Source organism: Amycolatopsis sp. NPDC101161, assembly GCF_044768185.1.
Taxonomy (GTDB): domain Bacteria; phylum Actinomycetota; class Actinomycetes; order Mycobacteriales; family Pseudonocardiaceae; genus Amycolatopsis.
The window spans coordinates 984097-1001510 of sequence record NZ_JBIWPI010000003.1 but is presented as its reverse complement, the minus strand read 5'-3'; the positions used below and the strand labels follow the sequence as shown (position 1 = coordinate 1001510).

14 protein-coding genes and 3 pseudogenes are annotated in these 17414 nt (G+C 75.5%); 1 reads left to right on the top strand and 16 read right to left on the bottom strand.

Features of this window, described 5'->3' with window-relative positions:
* Positions 1 to 8 precede the first annotated feature (8 nt).
* From ACIRSS_RS26120 to ACIRSS_RS26055, 14 genes and pseudogenes are all read right to left on the bottom strand, one after another.
* Complete coding sequence (locus ACIRSS_RS26120; RefSeq protein WP_400899261.1) at positions 9 to 377, bottom strand: hypothetical protein; 369 nt, start codon at positions 375 to 377, stop codon at positions 9 to 11.
* On the bottom strand, positions 377 to 2416 hold the full coding sequence (locus ACIRSS_RS26115) for a hypothetical protein (RefSeq protein WP_400899259.1): 2040 nt from the start codon (positions 2414 to 2416) through the stop codon (positions 377 to 379). Before ACIRSS_RS26115 ends, ACIRSS_RS26120 begins: the two co-directional genes overlap by 1 nt.
* Before the next feature lie 15 nt (positions 2417 to 2431).
* Entirely contained in the window at positions 2432 to 2980 is a 549-nt protein-coding gene (locus ACIRSS_RS26110; RefSeq protein WP_400899257.1) for a hypothetical protein, read from the bottom strand.
* Between the two features lie 11 nt (positions 2981 to 2991).
* A complete protein-coding gene (locus ACIRSS_RS26105; RefSeq protein ID WP_400899255.1) occupies positions 2992 to 3483 on the bottom strand; it encodes a hypothetical protein in 492 nt (163 codons plus the stop codon).
* Positions 3480 to 5225 (bottom strand): hypothetical protein, encoded by a 1746-nt coding sequence (locus tag ACIRSS_RS26100; protein ID WP_400899254.1) that lies wholly within the window; start codon positions 5223 to 5225, stop codon positions 3480 to 3482. The genes ACIRSS_RS26105 and ACIRSS_RS26100 overlap by 4 nt, the downstream gene beginning before the upstream one ends.
* Complete coding sequence (locus tag ACIRSS_RS26095; protein WP_400899252.1) at positions 5222 to 7870, bottom strand: hypothetical protein; 2649 nt, start codon at positions 7868 to 7870, stop codon at positions 5222 to 5224. The genes ACIRSS_RS26100 and ACIRSS_RS26095 overlap by 4 nt, the downstream gene beginning before the upstream one ends.
* Positions 7867 to 8079, bottom strand: a complete 213-nt coding sequence (locus ACIRSS_RS26090) for a hypothetical protein (protein ID WP_400899250.1) — start codon at positions 8077 to 8079, stop codon at positions 7867 to 7869. Before ACIRSS_RS26090 ends, ACIRSS_RS26095 begins: the two co-directional genes overlap by 4 nt.
* Positions 8080 to 8090: 11 nt before the next feature.
* On the bottom strand, positions 8091 to 8552 hold the full coding sequence (locus ACIRSS_RS26085) for a hypothetical protein (RefSeq protein ID WP_400899248.1): 462 nt from the start codon (positions 8550 to 8552) through the stop codon (positions 8091 to 8093).
* Between the two features lie 19 nt (positions 8553 to 8571).
* Positions 8572 to 9768 carry a hypothetical protein gene (locus tag ACIRSS_RS26080; protein WP_400899246.1) on the bottom strand — a complete coding sequence of 399 codons (1197 nt, stop codon included), beginning with the start codon at positions 9766 to 9768 and terminating at the stop codon, positions 8572 to 8574.
* Between the two features lie 59 nt (positions 9769 to 9827).
* A complete protein-coding gene (locus ACIRSS_RS26075; protein ID WP_400899244.1) occupies positions 9828 to 10580 on the bottom strand; it encodes a hypothetical protein in 753 nt (250 codons plus the stop codon).
* 28 nt (positions 10581 to 10608) lie between these two features.
* Entirely contained in the window at positions 10609 to 13425 is a 2817-nt protein-coding gene (locus tag ACIRSS_RS26070; RefSeq protein ID WP_400899778.1) for an AAA family ATPase, read from the bottom strand.
* Positions 13426 to 13665: 240 nt separating this feature from the next.
* Positions 13666 to 13749: pseudogene (locus ACIRSS_RS26065) on the bottom strand (hypothetical protein); the annotation flags it as partial.
* A 119-nt stretch (positions 13750 to 13868) separates the two neighbouring features.
* Positions 13869 to 14168, bottom strand: a pseudogene (locus ACIRSS_RS26060) (DUF5947 family protein); the annotation flags it as partial.
* Positions 14169 to 14413: 245 nt separating this feature from the next.
* Positions 14414 to 14524: pseudogene (locus ACIRSS_RS26055) on the bottom strand (nitroreductase family protein); the annotation flags it as partial.
* 262 nt (positions 14525 to 14786) lie between these two features.
* On the opposite strand from ACIRSS_RS26055, the gene ACIRSS_RS26050 reads away from it, so the two are divergent.
* Positions 14787 to 15527, top strand: coding sequence for an ATP-binding protein (locus tag ACIRSS_RS26050; protein WP_400899242.1), 741 nt, complete (start codon positions 14787 to 14789; stop codon positions 15525 to 15527).
* Positions 15528 to 15970: 443 nt separating this feature from the next.
* On the opposite strand, the gene ACIRSS_RS26045 is transcribed toward ACIRSS_RS26050, so the two are convergent.
* Together ACIRSS_RS26045 and ACIRSS_RS26040 are read right to left on the bottom strand one after the other, a co-directional pair.
* On the bottom strand, positions 15971 to 16654 hold the full coding sequence (locus ACIRSS_RS26045) for a hypothetical protein (RefSeq protein WP_400899240.1): 684 nt from the start codon (positions 16652 to 16654) through the stop codon (positions 15971 to 15973).
* A 34-nt stretch (positions 16655 to 16688) separates the two neighbouring features.
* Positions 16689 to 17264, bottom strand: a complete 576-nt coding sequence (locus ACIRSS_RS26040) for an RNA polymerase sigma factor (RefSeq protein WP_400899239.1) — start codon at positions 17262 to 17264, stop codon at positions 16689 to 16691.
* Between the last annotated feature and the right edge of the window lie 150 nt (positions 17265 to 17414).

The window sequence follows — 17414 nt, the reverse complement described above, 5'->3', positions numbered from 1 at the left end:
GCGTTCCTTCACGAAGCGGTGAGCTTGTCCTGGCCGGCGGCGACCGCGACGGTCTTCGTCGGGTCCGACGGCGGGGTGAACGGAGGGTTTTCGGTGGTGGCCCGCAAGGAGTCGAGCAGCACGGGAGCGCTGCCGACGGTGAGCTTCCCGGCCAGTCCCGGGTTGGGTGCGGCGGCGGGCGAGGTCGTCTGGCACGGCTTGGGCGGGCCGCCCTGCGGGAACGAGCACCCCGCATACGGCGCCGCCGTCGCGGCGGCGTCGGCGAAGAGCACCACGGCCTTCTTGCCGACCGTGAGCTTCGCTTCGGTCGTCGCCAGCGTGCGAACTCCCGAGTGGGGACACGTGAGCTCGCCGGCGATCGTGACGGGGAAGGCCATCAGCTCACGTCCATCGTTCCGCCGGCCAGCGCGACCCGGACGTCCTTGGCCTTCAGGTCGATCTGCCCGTCGCCCGCGTCGAACGTGATCGACGAGCCGGTGATCGTCACGCTCCCGTCGGCCCGCAGCAGGATCCGCGCCGGCGTCCCGGACTCGGGCTTGGTCTCGATCACCACGCTGCCGACCGGACTGTCCGCGGCCGGGTCCGGCCGGTCCGGGACCTTCGTCAGGTGGGCGGGGTCGTCGACGACGCGCAGCACGAACCGCGCCGTCTCGATGACGCGGTTGCCCACGGCGTCGATCAGGTCGTGCGCCGCGGGGCCGTCCGGCGGCTGCTGGTCCACTTCGGACGGTCGGCCGCCGTCTCGCGGCAGGTGCTCGGTGGCCACGGCGGTCGCGGGCAGCGCCAGCCAGTAGTCGCCCGGCTGGGCAGCGGGACCCGCGTTCACCGCCCACAGCGCCCCGACGTCGACGTACTCCCCCGGCCCGCCCGCGCCGTCGACCAGCAGCACCCGGGTCGCCGGGTAACGCGGCAGCACGAGGCCGAAGTTCCCCCACGCGAACGGGGTCGTGTAGGGCACCCGGTGCGCCTCGGCGGGCAGCTCCTGGGTCACCCTGGCCCGCTGCGCGGCGCTGCCCGAGCCGTCACCCGGGTCCCGGGACACCCAGAAGTCGCTGGTGTGCCGGGTTTCCGTGGCGCCGGCGGCCACGTGGTCGTGGACGAGGCCGACGTGCGAGCGCGCCCGCTGCGCGACCTCGGCGGTAAGGGTGGCCGTCGCGCTGCGGAGGCTGACGGCGAAGGCCTGCGCCGGGTCCGCGGCCGGCTCGCCGATCGGCGGCACCGCCCGGGCTTCCGGTGCCGGGCTGACGCCGCCGAGGTCCCACCCGTCGTCGCCGTCGGCCAGCACGAACGCCTTCGCGACGGTGATGAAGCCTTCTTCGCGCGAGACCCGGTGGGTGACCTCGGTGATCCGGCAGCGCGCCGGCGTCGGGTCGGGGGCGACGTCGCCGAAGGGCCGTGTGTTCAGCGAGCCGAGCAGGGTCGCGCCGATGCTCGGTGGCTCGACCTGCGGGAAGTCCTCCGGCGGCAGCTCGACGACGAGCGTGTCGCCGGGCTTGAGGTCCGGCCGGCCGAGGGTCGTCACCGACACCGTCAGCCGGGACAGCGGCGCGCCCGGCCGGTCCCCCGCCGCCTGCTCCCGCGCGCGGGGGGACCCGCGCTCGATCGCGAGCAGGCCGCTGTCGTCGTCGAGGTGGCGCTCGTTCGGCAGCCGCGGTCCCGCGGCACCGGCCCACACCCCGACGTGCAGGACGCCGTTGCGGATCAGGGCGAGCGGCTGGCCGTGGAGCCGCAGCAGCTTGCGCGCCTGGTCCTCCAGCACGGCCGTCAGCGCCTGCAGGCAGGTGCCGTGCTGGACGGGGATCTTCACCGGGGCGAGGATCCCGGGCGGCGGCTGGAAGTCCGCCAAGCCGTAGTCCTGGACCAGCCGCACCCCGGCCTGCCGCGCGATCGCCCGCACCGCGTCCCGCAGCCCCGGCTGGGGCACGGGCACGACGGCGGCGTCCGACAGCTGGGCCGTCACCAGCTCGCGCCCGCTCACCACCACTTCGAAGCGGCGGGCGCCCGAGCGGCGCCAGAGCCGGTCCACGCGCAGGACGGCGACGAGGCTCAGCGGCGGTGGGTCCGGAGTGATCGCCCCGAGCGGGTGGTCGAGCCCGGTGAAGCGGGCGAGGTCGCCGGCGAGGCCGGTCGGGGAATCCTTCCACCACAGGTACAAGGACGCGGTCAGGTGCCGGTCGCCGTGGACGTGGATCTTCCCGTAGTCCGCGTCGGTCATGCCTTCGAACACGACTTCGTACGCGCCGCCGGTGAGGTCGGCGGGCATGACGGCGGACACCGAACCGGCGTAGGTCTCGCTGCCGATCGTGGCCAGCGGGGTCGCAGTCTCCTCTTCGGAGAACACGACCGCCCAGGCGGGCACCGTGCCCGGCGTGACGTCGGGACCGTCGGCGGTCGCGTTCGCGGTGGCGATGGTCATCGGTGACCTCCTTTCTCAGGTGTTCAGGTCGGGGATGCCGGGGTCGCCGGCCGGACGCGGCGGGCCGGTGTCGGGCGCGGGCCCGAGGTCCCGCCAGCGCAGCGCCAGCCGGCTGGTGAACTGCCCGGGGCTGCGCAGCGTGCCGATCGTGACGACCAGCTGGTCGACGGTGACCTCGACGACCGCGACGGCGCCGAGGCGCAGCGCGACCGGCACGCCGGCCACCACGGGGACCGTCTCGCCGATCACCCCGTCGGAGAGCAGGGTCAGGCGGGGCCACGCGGCGCCGGGATCCCGGGCGGCCGCCGGGTCGCCGGCGACCCGGGTGTCGAAGACGACGGCCTGCGGGTCGGCGGCCAGGACGCTCCGGGCGACCCCGAGCGGGACGGCCAGCACGAGACCGCGCGCGCCGTCGAGGTCCACCCGGACCGGCAGGCCGGCGGTGAGCTCCTGCTTGAGCACGCGGGGCGCGGCGGGGCCGCTCGCCGGCACGTCGGGGCCCGGCAGCGGTGGTACGTCGAACGGCGGCCGGGCGAGCAGGCCCGGCAGTGCGGGAAAGGTCATCGTCGCCATCCTCAGATCGGCAGCGCGTCGGTCAGGGCGCCGACCCCGACGGAGGCGACTTCGAGCAGCTTGGCGAGGCTGCCCGGCCGGGGCAGGTGGATCAGCTGCATGGACACGTCGATCGCGTCGCGCCGGCCGGCCGCCTGGGTGAAGGTGAGCGACTGGACGGCGAGGTCGGTGCGGATCGTGGCCGCGGTGATCAGCACCAGGCCGCCGACGGCGTTCTTGGTCAGCCGCGACAGCGCGGTGCCCTGCCGCCCGGACTCGGCCAGGTTCTCCAGCGCGACCTTCCACGCGAACCGCGACGGGCCGAGCAGCACGGCGCTGAAGCTCAGCGTGTCGTCGTGGGTGACGACCGCGACCCGCCGCCGGCTGCCGCCGATCTGCGGCACGAAGTAGGTCGAAGCGATGGACAGCTGGGTGACGGCCCAGAGCGGAACCGGCACGATCCCGTCGGACAGGATGGCGCTCGGCGTGTGCAGGCCGGGTTCGTAGCCGCTCACGGGGCACTCCCTTCGGGCAGTTCGATGCGGCGCTCCGGTGGGTGGGGACCGGGCTCTCCGAGGTTCTTGAAGGCGAGGTACTTCCCCGCCGCGCCGGTCAGCCAGGACAGCTCGCCGCCGGCGTTGGTGACGACCCGGCCGACGCCCTTGCGGGCGAGGATCTTGGTGATCCGGCGCTGCACGGCGTCGGTGGTGATGTCTTCCCGTCGCGGCAGCCGCGCGGTGTACGCGCTCACCTCGGCCGAGGCCTCCTGGGCCCGGCGGATCGCGTCGGCGAGCTTGGGCGGCAACGGGACGTCGTCGCGCTGGAGCCAGGTCCCGAACTCGGCGACGTCGGCGGCCATGTTGTCGACGATGTTCTCGAGGAGGCTGCTGACCTCGCCCAGGCCGCGGCCGGACAACGCCTTGTTGTCGCCGAACCAGACCTCGCCGGTCCGCGTGTCCACCGCCACGAAGTCGGTCCCGCCGACCGTGACGCCCAAGTCGGGGACCTTGATCACCCAGGCGTCGTCGGCGAGCTGGAAGGCCGCGGTGAGCTCGCCGAAGAGGCCGCGCACGTGCGAGCGGGCCAGCGCCCGCGCGTACCGCTCCAGGGTGGCGACGGGCTTGCCCTCCTGCCGTTTCTCCAAGGCGTACCGCAGCCACTTCTCGGCGAGTTCGGCCAGGTGCCCGGGGCTGCGCGCGGCCAGTTCGACGACGGCCGAGCTGTGGCCCAGCCGCCGGGTGATCTCGTCCCGCGTCGGCAGCCCGATCGCGGTCGCCGCGCGGTCGAGGACCGCGGCCCGCGTCCGGGCCTGGATGGTGCCGGTCTCGCCGGGCGCGACGTCGTGCAGCGACTCCCGGTGCACCTCGTTGAGGCGGCGCACGGCGGCTTCGAGGTCGGTCCGCTCCTGCCCGGTGATGCCGTGCCCGGCGCAGAACCGGTCGATGAGCCGGCTGAGCTCTCCTTCGCTTTCCCGCAGCACGGCGAGGCGGAGGAAGTCCGGGTCGAGGACGTTGGCGCGGTTCACCAGAACCTGTTGCGGCCCCGGCAGTTCGCGGTACGCGGCGTGCACCCGCGCGGTCGTGATCTGCGCCCGGCCGGGGCCCGCGCCGAAGGCGAAGTCGAGCCCGGGGTTGCGGACGTCGTCGAGGGCGTCGACGACGTGCCCGATCGACTCCTCGTCCATCCCCTTCTCCGCCAACGCGCGCCGCAATGCCGCCTCCGCCCGGGGTTCCTCGCGCAGCGCGGCGTCCAGCCGTTCGGGTGCGAGCGCCTGGGCTCGTTTGAAGGCCTCTTGCCGTTCCGCGGGCAATGCGCGCACGCGGGTGTCCCGCTGCCGCGCGGTGGCCGCGGGCGACGCCGGCCGCGCGTCCGGGGAAAGCCGCTTGTCCGGCCGGTTCGGCCGGTCGCGCGCCCAGCTCTGCGGATCCGCCAGCGCCAGGATCTCCTCGGCCAGTGCCGCCTCGAGGTCCCGCAGCTCCCGCAGATCCGCCTCGGCCACCGGCCCTTCGAAGAACCGCTCGTAGATGTCGTGCACCCGTTCACGCAGCCGGCGCACGCTCGCCACCGCCGCCTCGAAGTCCTGGACGTACCCGAGCCCGAGGACGTCCAGCGACGACCCCACCGACTCGTCCCAGAGCTCCCGCAGGCGCTCCTCGGTCAACCGCGTGCGGCGCCGGACCTCCGCCAGGCCTTCCTGCAGCCGCGGGTGGTCGCGCAGCGCGATGTGGACCGGGTGCGTCCCGGTTCTCCCCGTCACGGCGTGCCCTGCCCGGCGCCGGCGGCGCGGGCCGCCTCGGCCATGACCGCGCGCAGGTGCTCCCGGGAGACCTCGCCGTGCGGGTCTTCGCTGACGACCGCGTCGATGAACCGCTCGATGGCCGACGACAGCACGAGGTTCAGCACGTACCCCTTGACCGCTTCGTGCAGGAAGGCGCCCAGCAGGTCTTCGGCGGTGACGAGGGCGAACACCTGCGCCGCCTCGGCCTTGGCCAGCCGGATCGCGGCGATGGCCGCGGCCCGCCGTTCGGCACCCGGCAACGCCAGCCGCGCGACCCCGGAAAGCCCGCGAGCGGCCGGTTTCACCAGCGGGAGGAACGCGATCGCGGCACCGATCCAGGCCGCCCACAGCTCGGCCTCCGCCTGGGCCCGGGTGATGATCTCGTCTCCGCCGAGCAGCGCCCGCTGGATCCCGCGGTGCTCGTAGGCGGTCGCCAGGGCGCCGATGGCCTGCCCGGCGCCGGTCAGGAACGCCGCCGGCGGGCAGAACACCGCCAGGAACGTGAGGCCCGCGAGGTTGAAGAACTCCGCCAGCTCGGCCTTCCCCAGTTCGGCGTCCGCGAGGGCGTGCAGGGCGTCGACGTACACGGCTTCGTAGTCGAACATCGGGCGCAGGCGCAGGTCGGCTTTCCGGTGGATGCCGGTCAGCCGGGCGCCGATCTCGTCCGATCGGTCCTCGGTGAAGCTCGCCAGGCCGAAGGCGATCGAGCGGTCCCGGCGCACCCGCGCCGTCCGCTCGACGTTCTCCCGCCGGACTTCCGCGAGGACGGCGGAGAACTCGGCGTCCACCGCTTCGGTGACGGCGTCGCCCTGCTGCTCGCTGCGCGCGTCGTCGCGGCGCTGCGCGTCCTTGAGCCGGGTCACGACGTCCGAGAGGTCCTTGATCTTCTCGAGGAAGGGGTCGATGAGGAACGCCTCCTGGCGGGCGCTGCCGATCGCCAGCGCCAGCTGGTCGTCGTTCCACCAGTGGCCGTGCGCGTCCTTGGCCCAGTACTGGCCGTCGAAGAAGACCACCGCGCCGGCCGGCCGGCTTGCCGACGCGGCGTCGTGGAGGGCGGCCACGACCTCGGCGCTCGCCTCGCGCCAGCCGGACCGGACGAGGTTCGGGGCGCGCCAGGAGAGCACGGGGTTGCGGTCGCGGGCCCGCGCGGCCCCGATGCGGCGTCGCAGGTCCTCCAGCTCGACGCTGCGCGAGAGGACGATCACCAGCAACGTGCGGGTGAACCGCATGTACTGGGGGAAGTTCGTGCGGTCGAGCCGGCGGTCCAGCTCGAGCAGGCTCTGCTCCAGCACTTCGAGCAGGACGTCCTGGCAGGCCGACGCGAACAGCTGGGCGACGGTGTCCCGCCGCACGCGGAAGAAGAGCTGGTGGAAGTGGAACGCCCACTGTCCGCTGTGGCCGGCCAACGGGCACCGCAGGGTCTGCGCGCGGTCGCGGGAGTACATCGCGTCGACGTAGGCCGCGGCGAGGTTCGTGGCGAGCACGGTCACCTGGGCCAGCCGGCGCAGCTCCGCCTGCCGGGCCCGGGTGCCGCCCCCGAGGACGCCGAGCCGCTCGCTCCGGCGGCCGATCTCCTGCGTGGCGACGAGGACGAACGAGCCGACGTAGTCGCCTTCCGGCATCTCGAGCCGGGCGGCGATGTCGCGGATCAAGGCGGCGAAGTGGTCGCGGTCGGCCGCCCAGTCGTCCAAAGGGGGCTCACCGAGGTACGGCTTGCCGAGTTCGGCTTCGCCGTCGGAGGTGACGTCGAGCGGCGCGCAGTCCTTGCCGTATCCGACGGGCCGGACCTCTTCGGTGAGCACCGCGACCGGGAGCGTCCCGGCCGTGAGCCCCGCCGGTCCGCGGTACCAGCCGACGCGGGTCGCCCCGTCGAGGAACTCGTACCACGCGCCGCCGCCGGTGAACGGGAACTTCCTGGCCGCGGCCAGCGCCCGGTCGGCCAGTTCCCGGGCGGGCACCGACTTCCGCAGCCACGCGAGGTCTTCCGTGATCAGTTCGGCCAGTACCGCGTGCCACTGCGCTTCGGTGGTGAACCGGCGCCAGAACCGCAACCCGTCGGCGGCGAGGCCACCGGCCGGGCGCTCGCCGCTGCCGTCCCGGGTGAACGCGGTGAAGGGCCCGCCGGCCCGCACCAGGGGCGGCCCGTCCGGCGTGGTGAACTCCACGACCCACTGCCGGGGGTGGCCGTTCAGCCGGGCGATGACGAGCAGTTCGCTCGGCGGCGCACCGCCGTAGAAGGCCACGACCGCGCCCCAGACCTCGGCCTCGTCGGCGAAGTCCCGGAGCCGCAGCTTCCTCGGCGTGCGCGCCGGCGCCTTCGCGGCCGGACCGCCCGCGGTCGCGGCCCGCAGGCGGGTGGTGGCCGCGTGGAGCCCGGTCCGGGTGGCGACGGCCAGGCCGGTGGCCAGCGCCGGCGGCAGCGGGTCGCCGGTGAAGCGGACCGTCGTCGCGGGCGGGCCGCCGTCCCAGTTCCCGTCGCGGACCGCGGGCACCCGGCGGGCCCGTTCGGCCGCGCGGGAGGTGGCCTGCTCGGTCGCGTCGCACAGCAGCCCGGCCTGCGTCTCCGCCGGCCGGGCCGGATCGACGTCGAGCCGGATCCGGACCGGGATGCGCACGGTCGTCATGCCAGTCCCTCCAATGCCGCGGTCAGCCGGTGGATGGTGGTGTCGGCCAGCAGGTCCGGCCGCTCGGGCGAGACGAGCCGGACCTCGACCTCGACGGGGAACTCGAGGACCAGCCCGCCGGAACGTTCGGTGGCGTACGCGCCCGTCTCGTCCCACCAGCCCCCGGCGGGCGGCAGCAGCGTGCCGGCCGCTTCCAGGTCGTCGGCCACGGATCTCTCCTCTACAGCGAGGCTTGCAGCGGGCCGGACGTCTTCGCGCCGCCGGCGTCGGTCGCGTCGACCTGCATGGAGAAGCCGGAGAACGTCGCCTGCGGCGCGCCGAGCACGGTGGCCGCCGTAGGCGAGGCGCTCGTGATGACGCACCGGCTGAGCACGATCGTGGAGAACGACCAGTCGTCGCCGGAGCGCTCCTGCATCGAGATGCTGAACTCGGTCGCGTTCAGCGCCAGCGCGGTCAGCTGTGCGGTGGCGGGGCCGATCGCGTTGACCGTCATCGAAAAGGTCAGCGCGTAGGGCTGGGTCACCACGCCGACGTGGGTGCGTTCGATGCTGTGCAACGGCTCGGCCGTCGTGGCGAACGTCGGGGTGAACGACTGGATCGGCGAGATCTCGTGGTCGGCACCCTTGTCGTCGGTGTAGTGCACGGCGAGGCGGGTGTTCCAGCTGGTTTCGGGACTCGACATCGTGGCTCCTGGTCAGGGCTCAGAACTGGGGGGCGAGGGTCACGTTGAGCCGGTGCACCGCGGGCCCGTACGTGACGCTGATGAGGACGGACACCTGCCGGGTCTGGCGGGCGCTGACCACCTGGGCCTGCTCGGCGGTGCTGCGGGCGCTTTCCGGCAGCGCGAGGATCGGCAGCAGCGGGATCGTGACGGAGAAGTCGTCGATCACCGCGCCGAGCTGCAGCGGGCCGAGGATCCCCTCGACCCGGACCCGCACGGCGGTGAGGCCGGCCTTGGTGATCCGGGCGTCCCCCACCGTGCCGATCAGCCCGGCCCGCAGCCGGAACTCGAGGTCGTCGAGCACCCGGCAGATGTCGACGTAGTTGCGGGCCGGGTCGGCGGAGAACGTGCCGCCGTCGGCCAGGAACAGCCCGGTGCCGGGCACGAGCGCCGGGTCGATCAGCGGGATCACGCCCTGGCTCGCCAGGCCGGTGACCTCGGCGGGCACGTACTGCTGGGTGATCGGCACGGTGAAGCCGCGCACCTGCTTGAGCACGACGCTGGTGGCCGGGGCCTGGCCGGCGATCGCGCCCATCACGGCCGCGGCCGCGTCGGCCACCGGGTTCGGGCTCGCGGCCTCGTCGGTGGTCGCGCCCCGCGCGGCGACGAGGATCATCCGGCCGGTCGCGCTCTTCAAGGCGCCGTAGGAGTTCGTCGCCAGCACGGTGTCCACATAGGTCGCGGTGCGGGCGATCGCCGGGTCGATCATCGCCACGGCCATCCGCCGGTTCCCCGCCGCCGACATGGTTTCCACGTGCTCGGCCAGCGCGCGCAGCCCGGTCGCCGGGGTGCCGCCGCTGGTGGCCGCGCCGACCGCGACCTCCCCCGCGAGGCAGACGAACGTGACGTCGTCCGCGGCTTCGAGGCCGGCGAGCGCGGCCGCGTAGTTCCCGGCGGCCGGCGTGCGGACGCCGTAGATCTTGCTGGGCCGGGGGTCCTGCGCGAGCACCAGGTCGAGGCTGCGGCTCAGCGGGGTCGCCGCGCCGGCCTTGCCGAAGAGGGCCAGCGCGTCGTCGTGGCCGGTGATCACCAGCGGCGTCGACACGGGCGCGGCGGCGCCGTCGGCGTTGCCCACCACGGCGACCACGCCGGGCGAGCGTTGCGCGGCCGGGACCAGCGCGCTGGTGTCGATGATGACGTCGACAAAGGGGAATGCCGGTTGCACGAGCGTGGCCATACCGATCTCCGTACTGGGTCGCGACGAGGTCGATGCGCGCTTGGCGCGGGACTTGGTGGTCATGTGGGCTCCGTGGTGGTGATGACGGCGACGCCCTGGCCGGCGAGCCAGCTCCGCGCGGCGCGCAGCCGGTCCGCCCGCCGCTGCTGCGGCGTCGTGTCGTCCGCCGCTCCCGGCCAGCCGGGGTCGTCGAACGTCGATTCGGGCACGACCCAGCAGACGAGGCGCTCGAACCGGCGGACCGGGACGCCGGCCGGGAGGACGGCGACCGGGTACCGGCCCGCGCCGAGCCGGGCCGCCGTCGTCGCCCGCAGCAGTTCCCGGGGGGACGGGGCCTCGCCGGCGGCGAGGAATGCCACGAGAACGGGCAGCGGCACCGGCACCGGCGCGGGGTCTGCTTCCGGCGGGCTCATCCGCACGGTCGCGTCGAGCGCGACCGGACTGTCCACACCGGACTGATCGGCGGTGACGGCGACGACGGTCCCGTCCAGGACGGCCGTGCGCACCACGACGGCGCCCGCCCAGACCGCGTCGGCCGCGACGGGCGGGACTCCCCCGGTGTCCCAGGACGCGGCGACCTCCCACGGCACCGGCTCGCCGGTGCGCCGGAACTGGGCCATCGCCGTCGCCCGGGAGTCGAGCGGCACGGCGACGTCGAAGCGGTCGAACACCGCCGTCACCGGCTCGGTCACCACCGCCGGGTCGAGCTCGTAGGCCACCACGGCGATCGCGAGCAGCGCGTCGGCGGTCAGCACCGCCGCCCGCGCCACCGGATCGGCGAGCCGTACCACCGTCTCACTGGCGACGTCCATGCCCTCACCCCCGCGGTTTTCCTCGCTGTCACCCGAACTCTGCCCGCCGCGGACCCCCGGCGGCATCGGGTGACTCCCTCGACTGCGGCGCGCGCTCGGCCGGGAGCCCGCTGTGGTCACCCCGCGCGTTCAGCGCGTTCGCGAGCTGCGTGCGGGAGTGGACGCCGAGCTTGCGGTAGACCTGCGTCAGGTGGGCTTCCACGGTTTTGCGGGACAGGAACAGCATTTCGGCCGCCTCGGCGTTGTTGTGCCCGGCCGCCACGAGACTCGCGATGCGCAGCTGCTGCGGGGTCAGGACGTCCGTCGCGAGCGGCCCGGGTTTCGCGCCCGGGTGGTCGCCGGCGGCGGACAGCTCGGCGGCCGCGCGTTCGGCCCAGACCTCGGCACCGAGGCCCTCGAACACCTCCGCCGCCTGGCGTAGGGCCGGCCGCGCGGCCACGGGCCGGCGCAACCGCCGGAGCACTTCTCCTTCGCACAGCAGGGTTCTGGCGAATTCGAACGGGGCCGTCCGGACGTCGCCGGCGTCGCGGGCCGTCGCGAAGGCGGCCGTCGCCTCCGCCAGGTCCGCGGCCAGCAGGCCCCGGCACCGCCACGCGCCCGCCAGCTGACCCCGCAGCCCCGCGCCCGCCGCCCGTTCTTCCAGCCACGCGAGGACTTCCCGCGCGCGGCCGGGGTTCCCGGCCCGGATGTGGGCTTCGGCGAGGTCGGCCGCGAACGGCACCACGGCCGGGTTGCCGACGCCGCCGGCTTCGGCGTGCGACCACGCCGCTTCCAGCGGTTCCAGCGCCGCGCCCGGTTCGCCCGCGCTCAGGGCGGCGAGCCCCCGCACGGCCGGTTCCAGCAGCAGGCGCAGGTCGACGCCGAGCGGGCCGGCCTCCTTGCGGCTGCGGGCCAGCAGTTCCGCGCACCGGTCGGGCCGGCCGCGGACCGCTTCCAGCCGGGCGAGGGTCAGCAGCCCGAACGCGATCACGCCGTTCGGCGGGGTGCGGCCCGCGACGGCGATCGACTCCACGGCGTCGGCGGAGGCGGCCGCCCAGCCGCCGGTGCGGAAACCGAGGTCCCCGCGGACGGCCAGCGCGACGGCGAGCAGGGCCGGCGCGTGGCCGCGGCGCAGCCGGCAGAGTGCGGCGTTGATCGCCGTCCGGGCCGGGTCCGGCCGTTCCGACCACAGTTCCGCCAGCGCCAGCCAGACCAGCGCGGCCGGGTCGCCGACCGACTCGGGCGGCGGCAGCTCGCCGCCGGGCAGGCCGTGCATCACGCGGGCGGCCGCGGCCGCCGGCCGCGCACGGACCGGGAGGGGGACGCCGGCCAGCGACTCGGCTTCGGTGACGGCCACGCACGCCAGGCGCGCCTCCCCCAGCGCCAGCGCGGGTCCGGTCGCCGCGCACAGCAGGTCCGCCGCCCGCTCCGGGTCCCGGCGGGCGAGCCACGCGGCCGCGCCGGCCAGTTCGTCGAACGCCTGGCGGTGCCGTCCGGCGAGACCCAGCCCCCGCGCGCTGCGCCCGGCGGCCGCGGCCAGGAAGGCCGGGTCGTCGCGCAGGGACACGGCCTCGCGGCACCACGACGCCGCCTGCTCGCCGCGTCCGGCCCGCAGCGCCCCGGCCGCGGCGGCGAGCAGGCGCATCGCCCGCCGGCGCGGGTCGGCGGTCAGGTCGGCCGCGCGCCGCAGGAACCGCGCCGCGGCGACGGGATCGGCGGTGCCCCTGGCCAATGCGGCCAGCCGCGCGGCGAGCTCGTCCGCCGGTCCGGTCACCGCGAACGACTGGTACCAGATCCGCTGGTCGCGGTGAGCGTGGGCGGAAAGCGCCGCGTAGACGGCTTTCCTGGCCGGCTCGGGCGCGTCGGCCAGCAGCACCGGGCCGAGCAGCGGGTACCGCAGCAGCCGCCGGCCGCCCTCGGCCGCGGTCACCAGGCCCAGCCGTTCGCCGGGCACGACGTCGCGCCCGGACAGCCCCAGCTCGGCCAGCGCGGCCTCGACGGCAGCCGGTTCGGCGGGACCGGCGACGGCGAGCACGGCCAGCGCCCGGCGCGTCGGCTCGGCCAGCCGGGCGAGCACGTCCCGCCAGGCCGGCAGCGCCGACCGGCCCACCTCGACCGCGAGGTCGGCCGCCCGGTCCGTCGTCGCCAGCCGGCGCAGCGTTTCCACGACGGCCAGGGGGTTTCCGCCGGCCACGTCCACGATCGCGTCGACGTCGTGGTCCGGGGCGAGGAAGCCGTGGACCCGGGCCAGCCGGCGGCCGTCGGCGCGGTCGAACCCGGCCAGCCGCACGGCGGGCAGGTCCGGCGGTCCGGCGGCCGCGCCCGGCTCGTCGCGCAGGGCCAGGACGAGCGCGATCCGTTCGCGGTCCAGCCGGCGCCCGAGGAACTCGAGCACCCGCCGGGACTCCGGGTCGATCCACTGCAGGTCGTCCACGAGCACCAGCACCGGCTCGCGCGCCGACGCGGCGCCCAGCACGCCGAGGGCACCGGCGCAGACGGCGAGCGCGCCGGCGGCCGGGCCGTCGTCGAGGGCGAGCGCGACCTCGAGCGCGCGACGCTGCGCCGCGGGCACCCGGCCGAACCAGCCGGTGAAGGGGGCGAGCAGCTGCGCCGCGGCGGCGTAGGGCAGCTCGGCTTCGGCCCGGCTCCCACGCACCCAGACGACGCGGTGCGGCGAGCGGTCGGCGAGGTGCCCCAGCAGGGCGGTCTTCCCGATCCCCGGCTCCCCGACGACGACCCGCGCGGAGCCGTGGCCGCCCACCGCCCGGCCGAGCAGGCCGCTTTCCCACCGCCGGCCGGCGAAGGGCACCGGGCGCTCGTCCCCCGGTCTCAGCCGCCACACCCGCCCGGCATCCGTCTTCCCCACCGCACACCCCCCGCTCGGCTCCCGTGGCGTTCGACCACGTCGTCCAGCCCGGAAGGGAGGTCCCCTCGCCACCACCCGGACGATCCGGCGACGCTCGCACGGTCCGTCGACAATCCGTCGACAGTGGGCGGGGCGGGTACTCAGGGTGGTTCGGGGGCTACGCGATGGTGCCGGGCCAGAGCGTTCGATCTCCGGGAACAGCTCGCCGACCCGCAGGCGCATCTCGGGGCCGCCGTCGGGGCCGGTCGAGTACCGGCGGACCTCGCCGAGCAGCCGGTAGCACGCGTCGACCGGGAGCAGGAAGCAGTCGGTGCCGCGGAACACGATCGCCTCGAGGTCCGGTTCGGCCGCCGCCAGCAGGGGGTGGCCACCGGCGGCGTCCGGGGCAGGACCACCTCGGTCGCGCCCACGGGGCCCGGCCGGAACGCCGTCACGCGCGTGCCCCGGCGCAGGAAGAAGGCGAAGCGCGCGGGGATCCCGAGGCCGCACCAGTCGAGGTGCGCGGCCGGGTGACAGGGCGCGCGGAGGTAGCGCTCCGGCACCGCGCGGTACCGCGGCTGCCCGCCGGCGCCCCGGATGACCAGCAGGAAGCACGCCCGGCACGAGCACAAGAGCCCGCGGCGGCCGGTGTCGGCCACGTGACCGTGCCGCGCGGCCACCGGCGTCCCGCACAGGTCACACCGTTCCGGCACCGCGAACCGGCTGCCGCTCGGCGCCTGTTCCAGTCCGATGTGGACACTCATGACGCGCGCCCCGCCGGCGGCCCCCTCCCGATCCGGTACAGCCGGACGACCCGGACGCCGGTGACGTCCGGAGCCGCGGCCCGGACGGCGGCCTCGAAACTGCACCCGCACGGTCCCGACGTCGATCCCGAGGTAGTGGGCGCCCGTCGGCGCCGGGACCGGCGGGATCCGGGCGGCGGTGTCGAGCGGGTGCAGGTCGTGCAGCGGCAGGTCCGCAACGACGGCGTCTCCGGCGAGCGGTTCGCGATCAGGTCGTGTTCGACGACGAACCGCCAGGGCTGGGTGTTGTGCGGCGAAGGCGCGCGCACGGCCGAGGCGAGGGCTTGGTCGACCACGTCGGGCACCGGTCGGTTCATCGCGGCCTCCGGTTTCCGGGACGGCGGACCACCTCGGCATCCCCGGTCCTGCGTCCGCCTGCGACGATCGCCGGTCCCGACTTTTCCGGGACCAAGGCTCCGTCCCCCGCCGGGCGCGCGCGCACCCGCACATGCTCGCCGCACGTGCGGATTCCCTTATCGGGTAACACTTTCGTGAAAGGTCCACCACGCTCAGCCACCCGGGTGAAAGTCGCCCGGATCGTTCCGGGCCGTTGCGCGGACCGGCCCGCCGACTAACGTGGTGGCCATCGAACTGACGGCGAAACCCCACGCCACCAGCATCTTGGCCACGGCCCGCGGGCAGCTCGACCTGGCCGGGTACGCGGTGCTGCGCGACGGCCTGCTCAAGATCGCCGCCGACGTGCCGCGCGGCCTGATCGCCGACGTCAACGACCTCACCATCGGCGCGGCCTCGCCCGCGGCGGTGTTCCCGCTCGTCGCCTCCCGCATCAGCGACTGGCCCGGCGTCCCGTTCGGGCTGGTGACCCGGCACCCGGACCACCTCCGGCTCTTCCGCCGGTTCGCCACCGATCGGTTCGTCTCGGTGAGCCCCGACGCCGACGCGGCCGAAAGCGCGTTGCTCCGTCCCGTCCGCCGGGGAGCCCGCCGGACCGTCCCGCGCTCCCCCAACGCGGAGGACGTCGCGCGCGAGTTCGTCCGGCAGCGGTGCCTCGACTGGGCGATCCCCCAGCTGATCTACGACGGCACGTTGATCGCCGCGGAACTGGTCCGCAACGCGATCCAGCACACGGAGTCGGTACCCCAGATCCGGCTGGACCTGCGCCGAGGGCTGCTGTCGGTCTCGGTCACCGACGACGACCCGAGCCCCGCAAGGGTCCTCGAGCGACCAGACCCGCGCGACCCGGGACTCGGCCTGCGCATTGTCGCCCACGCCGCCCAGGCCTGGGGCAGCAGCCGCCGCTGGTCGGGCGGGAAGGTCGTCTGGGCGGTGCTGCGGGTCGGCCGCGGCGAACCGGACTGAACGGCCCACAGTGGACCGCGCGGGCCGCACGTCCGGGCGGGGCTCGTGCCGAACGCCCGCGAAACCGACCCGGCGAAGCCCGCGCCCGCCGGACCGCGGCGGCCGCCGGCGCCGATGCACTGCTCGAGCCCGGCACGCAAGCCGCGCGCCCACGCCGCAGCGGCGCACGCCCACCGGACCGCGGCGGCCGCCGGCACAGGTGCGCTACTCAAGCCCGGCCCACGGGCCGCGAGCCCACGCCGCTGCGGCGCACTGCCGCAGGGCCGCTCCGGAGGCCGGGCCGATGCACTGCTCAAGCCAGGCACGCGAGGTCCTCCCACCTTCCAGCGGGTCTTGAACGGGCGGCGACCGGGAACATTGGGGGTGGTCGGCCGCCGCCCGTCCGGGAGCGGCGATCCCGGAACGGGGGGGTGGGATCGCCGCTGGTCCGTGGGCCCGCCGGGTCAGTGGGCGGGGCGGCCCGCCGGGTGCGGTCCCTTCGGGTGGGTGGGGGCCGGGTGGCCCTTGCCGTTGCCCGGACCGGTGTCGTGCCCCCGGCCCGGGGACTCCTGCTCGACCAGGGCCGCGCAGTAGCCGTCGACCTTCGTCCGGTCCCCCGCCGCCCTGATCAGCGCCGTGAACGCCGGGCTCTCCAGCGCCTTGCCGTGCTCGGCCTTGCCGCCCGCGTCGTACGCGTGGCACAGCCCCGCCAGCGACGGGGACGGCGACGCCGGGCTCTCCGGCCGGGCCGCCGCGTGCGTCGAGGCCGACGCGGCCGCCGAACCGGCCGGCCGGGCGGCCTCGGACGTCGCGGGGGCCGACGTCGCGCCGCCGCCCGGCAACGGCAGCGCACCGGTGGCGGCCGCGGCCACGCCACCCACGGCGAACACCGCCGCGGCCGCGGCGGCGACCTTCAGCAGCCCGCGCTGGCTCATCGAAGGGCTCCGGGGTCGAGGGGCACGGTCGTGACGAGCCGCCTCGAGGAACGCCGTCACGGCCGCCTGCTCCCCACCCAGCTCGCCGTCGCGCGGTGGGGCGGCCGCGGCGGCGAGCAGGCCGGCCAGCGCGTCCGAGGTCTCGGCCGACGCACCCCGCAGCAACCGCTCCGCGGCGTGCCGGTCGATCCGGCGCCCTTCGTGCTCACTCATCACACACGCCTCAGCGCCGGGCGGCCCGAAAGTGTCACACCGGCCCGCCGAGGCGCTCGGCGAGCGTGCGAAGTCCCCGGTAGGCGGCGGTGCGCACGGCCCCGGGGCGCTTCCCGAGCACCGCCGCCGCGGCCTTGGCGTCGAGGCCGACGACGGCGCGCAGCACGACGGCTTCGGCCTGGTCACGCGGCAGTGTCGCGATCAGCGCCAGCGCCGCGTCGGTGGTCGTCGCCTCGATCGCCGCGCCGGCGGTGTCGTCGGGCGCGGGCCGCTCGGGGAACCACTCGGCCGGCGCGTCGGCGACGGGGCGGCGGCGCCGGTGGCGGAGGTGGTCCAGCGCCCGGTGTCGCCCGATCGTGGCGGTCCAGGCCCGGAAGCCGTCCATGTCGCCTCGGAACGACGTCAGGTCGCGGGCGATCTGCAACCACGCTTCCGAGGCGACGTCCTCGGCGTCCTGGCCCACCAGCACCCGCAGGTACCGGCACAGGCCGGGCTGTACCGACCGGTACAGCACCCGGAAGGCGTTCTCGTCGCCTCGCCGCGCCCGCTCGAGGGCCGTCGACAGATCGGCGTCCCCCGCCGCGAGGCAAGGGACCGACTCCAGCTCCACACGTATCCTTCGCGGTCTGCCCCACCGCATTTCGTCCGGGCCATCATGAGTCATCCGTCCGCCGGTCACAACACCGCATCGGATCACCTCGACGCGCAGCGCCGCCGTTCACCATCGATCGCCCGCGCGCGTAACACCGCCTCGCCGGCG

Bases quoted from the DNA above. Each gene is read 5' to 3' on its own strand.
- ACIRSS_RS26120 (WP_400899261.1), bottom strand. From the start codon at position 377: ATGGCCTTCCCCGTCACGATCGCCGGCGAGCTCACGTGTCCCCACTCG.
- ACIRSS_RS26115 (WP_400899259.1), bottom strand. From the start codon at position 2,416: ATGACCATCGCCACCGCGAACGCGACCGCCGACGGTCCCGACGTCACG.
- ACIRSS_RS26110 (WP_400899257.1), bottom strand. From the start codon at position 2,980: ATGACCTTTCCCGCACTGCCGGGCCTGCTCGCCCGGCCGCCGTTCGAC.
- ACIRSS_RS26095 (WP_400899252.1), bottom strand. From the start codon at position 7,870: ATGACGACCGTGCGCATCCCGGTCCGGATCCGGCTCGACGTCGATCCG.
- ACIRSS_RS26085 (WP_400899248.1), bottom strand. From the start codon at position 8,552: ATGTCGAGTCCCGAAACCAGCTGGAACACCCGCCTCGCCGTGCACTAC.
- ACIRSS_RS26080 (WP_400899246.1), bottom strand. From the start codon at position 9,768: ATGGCCACGCTCGTGCAACCGGCATTCCCCTTTGTCGACGTCATCATC.
- ACIRSS_RS26075 (WP_400899244.1), bottom strand. From the start codon at position 10,580: ATGGACGTCGCCAGTGAGACGGTGGTACGGCTCGCCGATCCGGTGGCG.
- ACIRSS_RS26045 (WP_400899240.1), bottom strand. From the start codon at position 16,654: ATGAGTGAGCACGAAGGGCGCCGGATCGACCGGCACGCCGCGGAGCGG.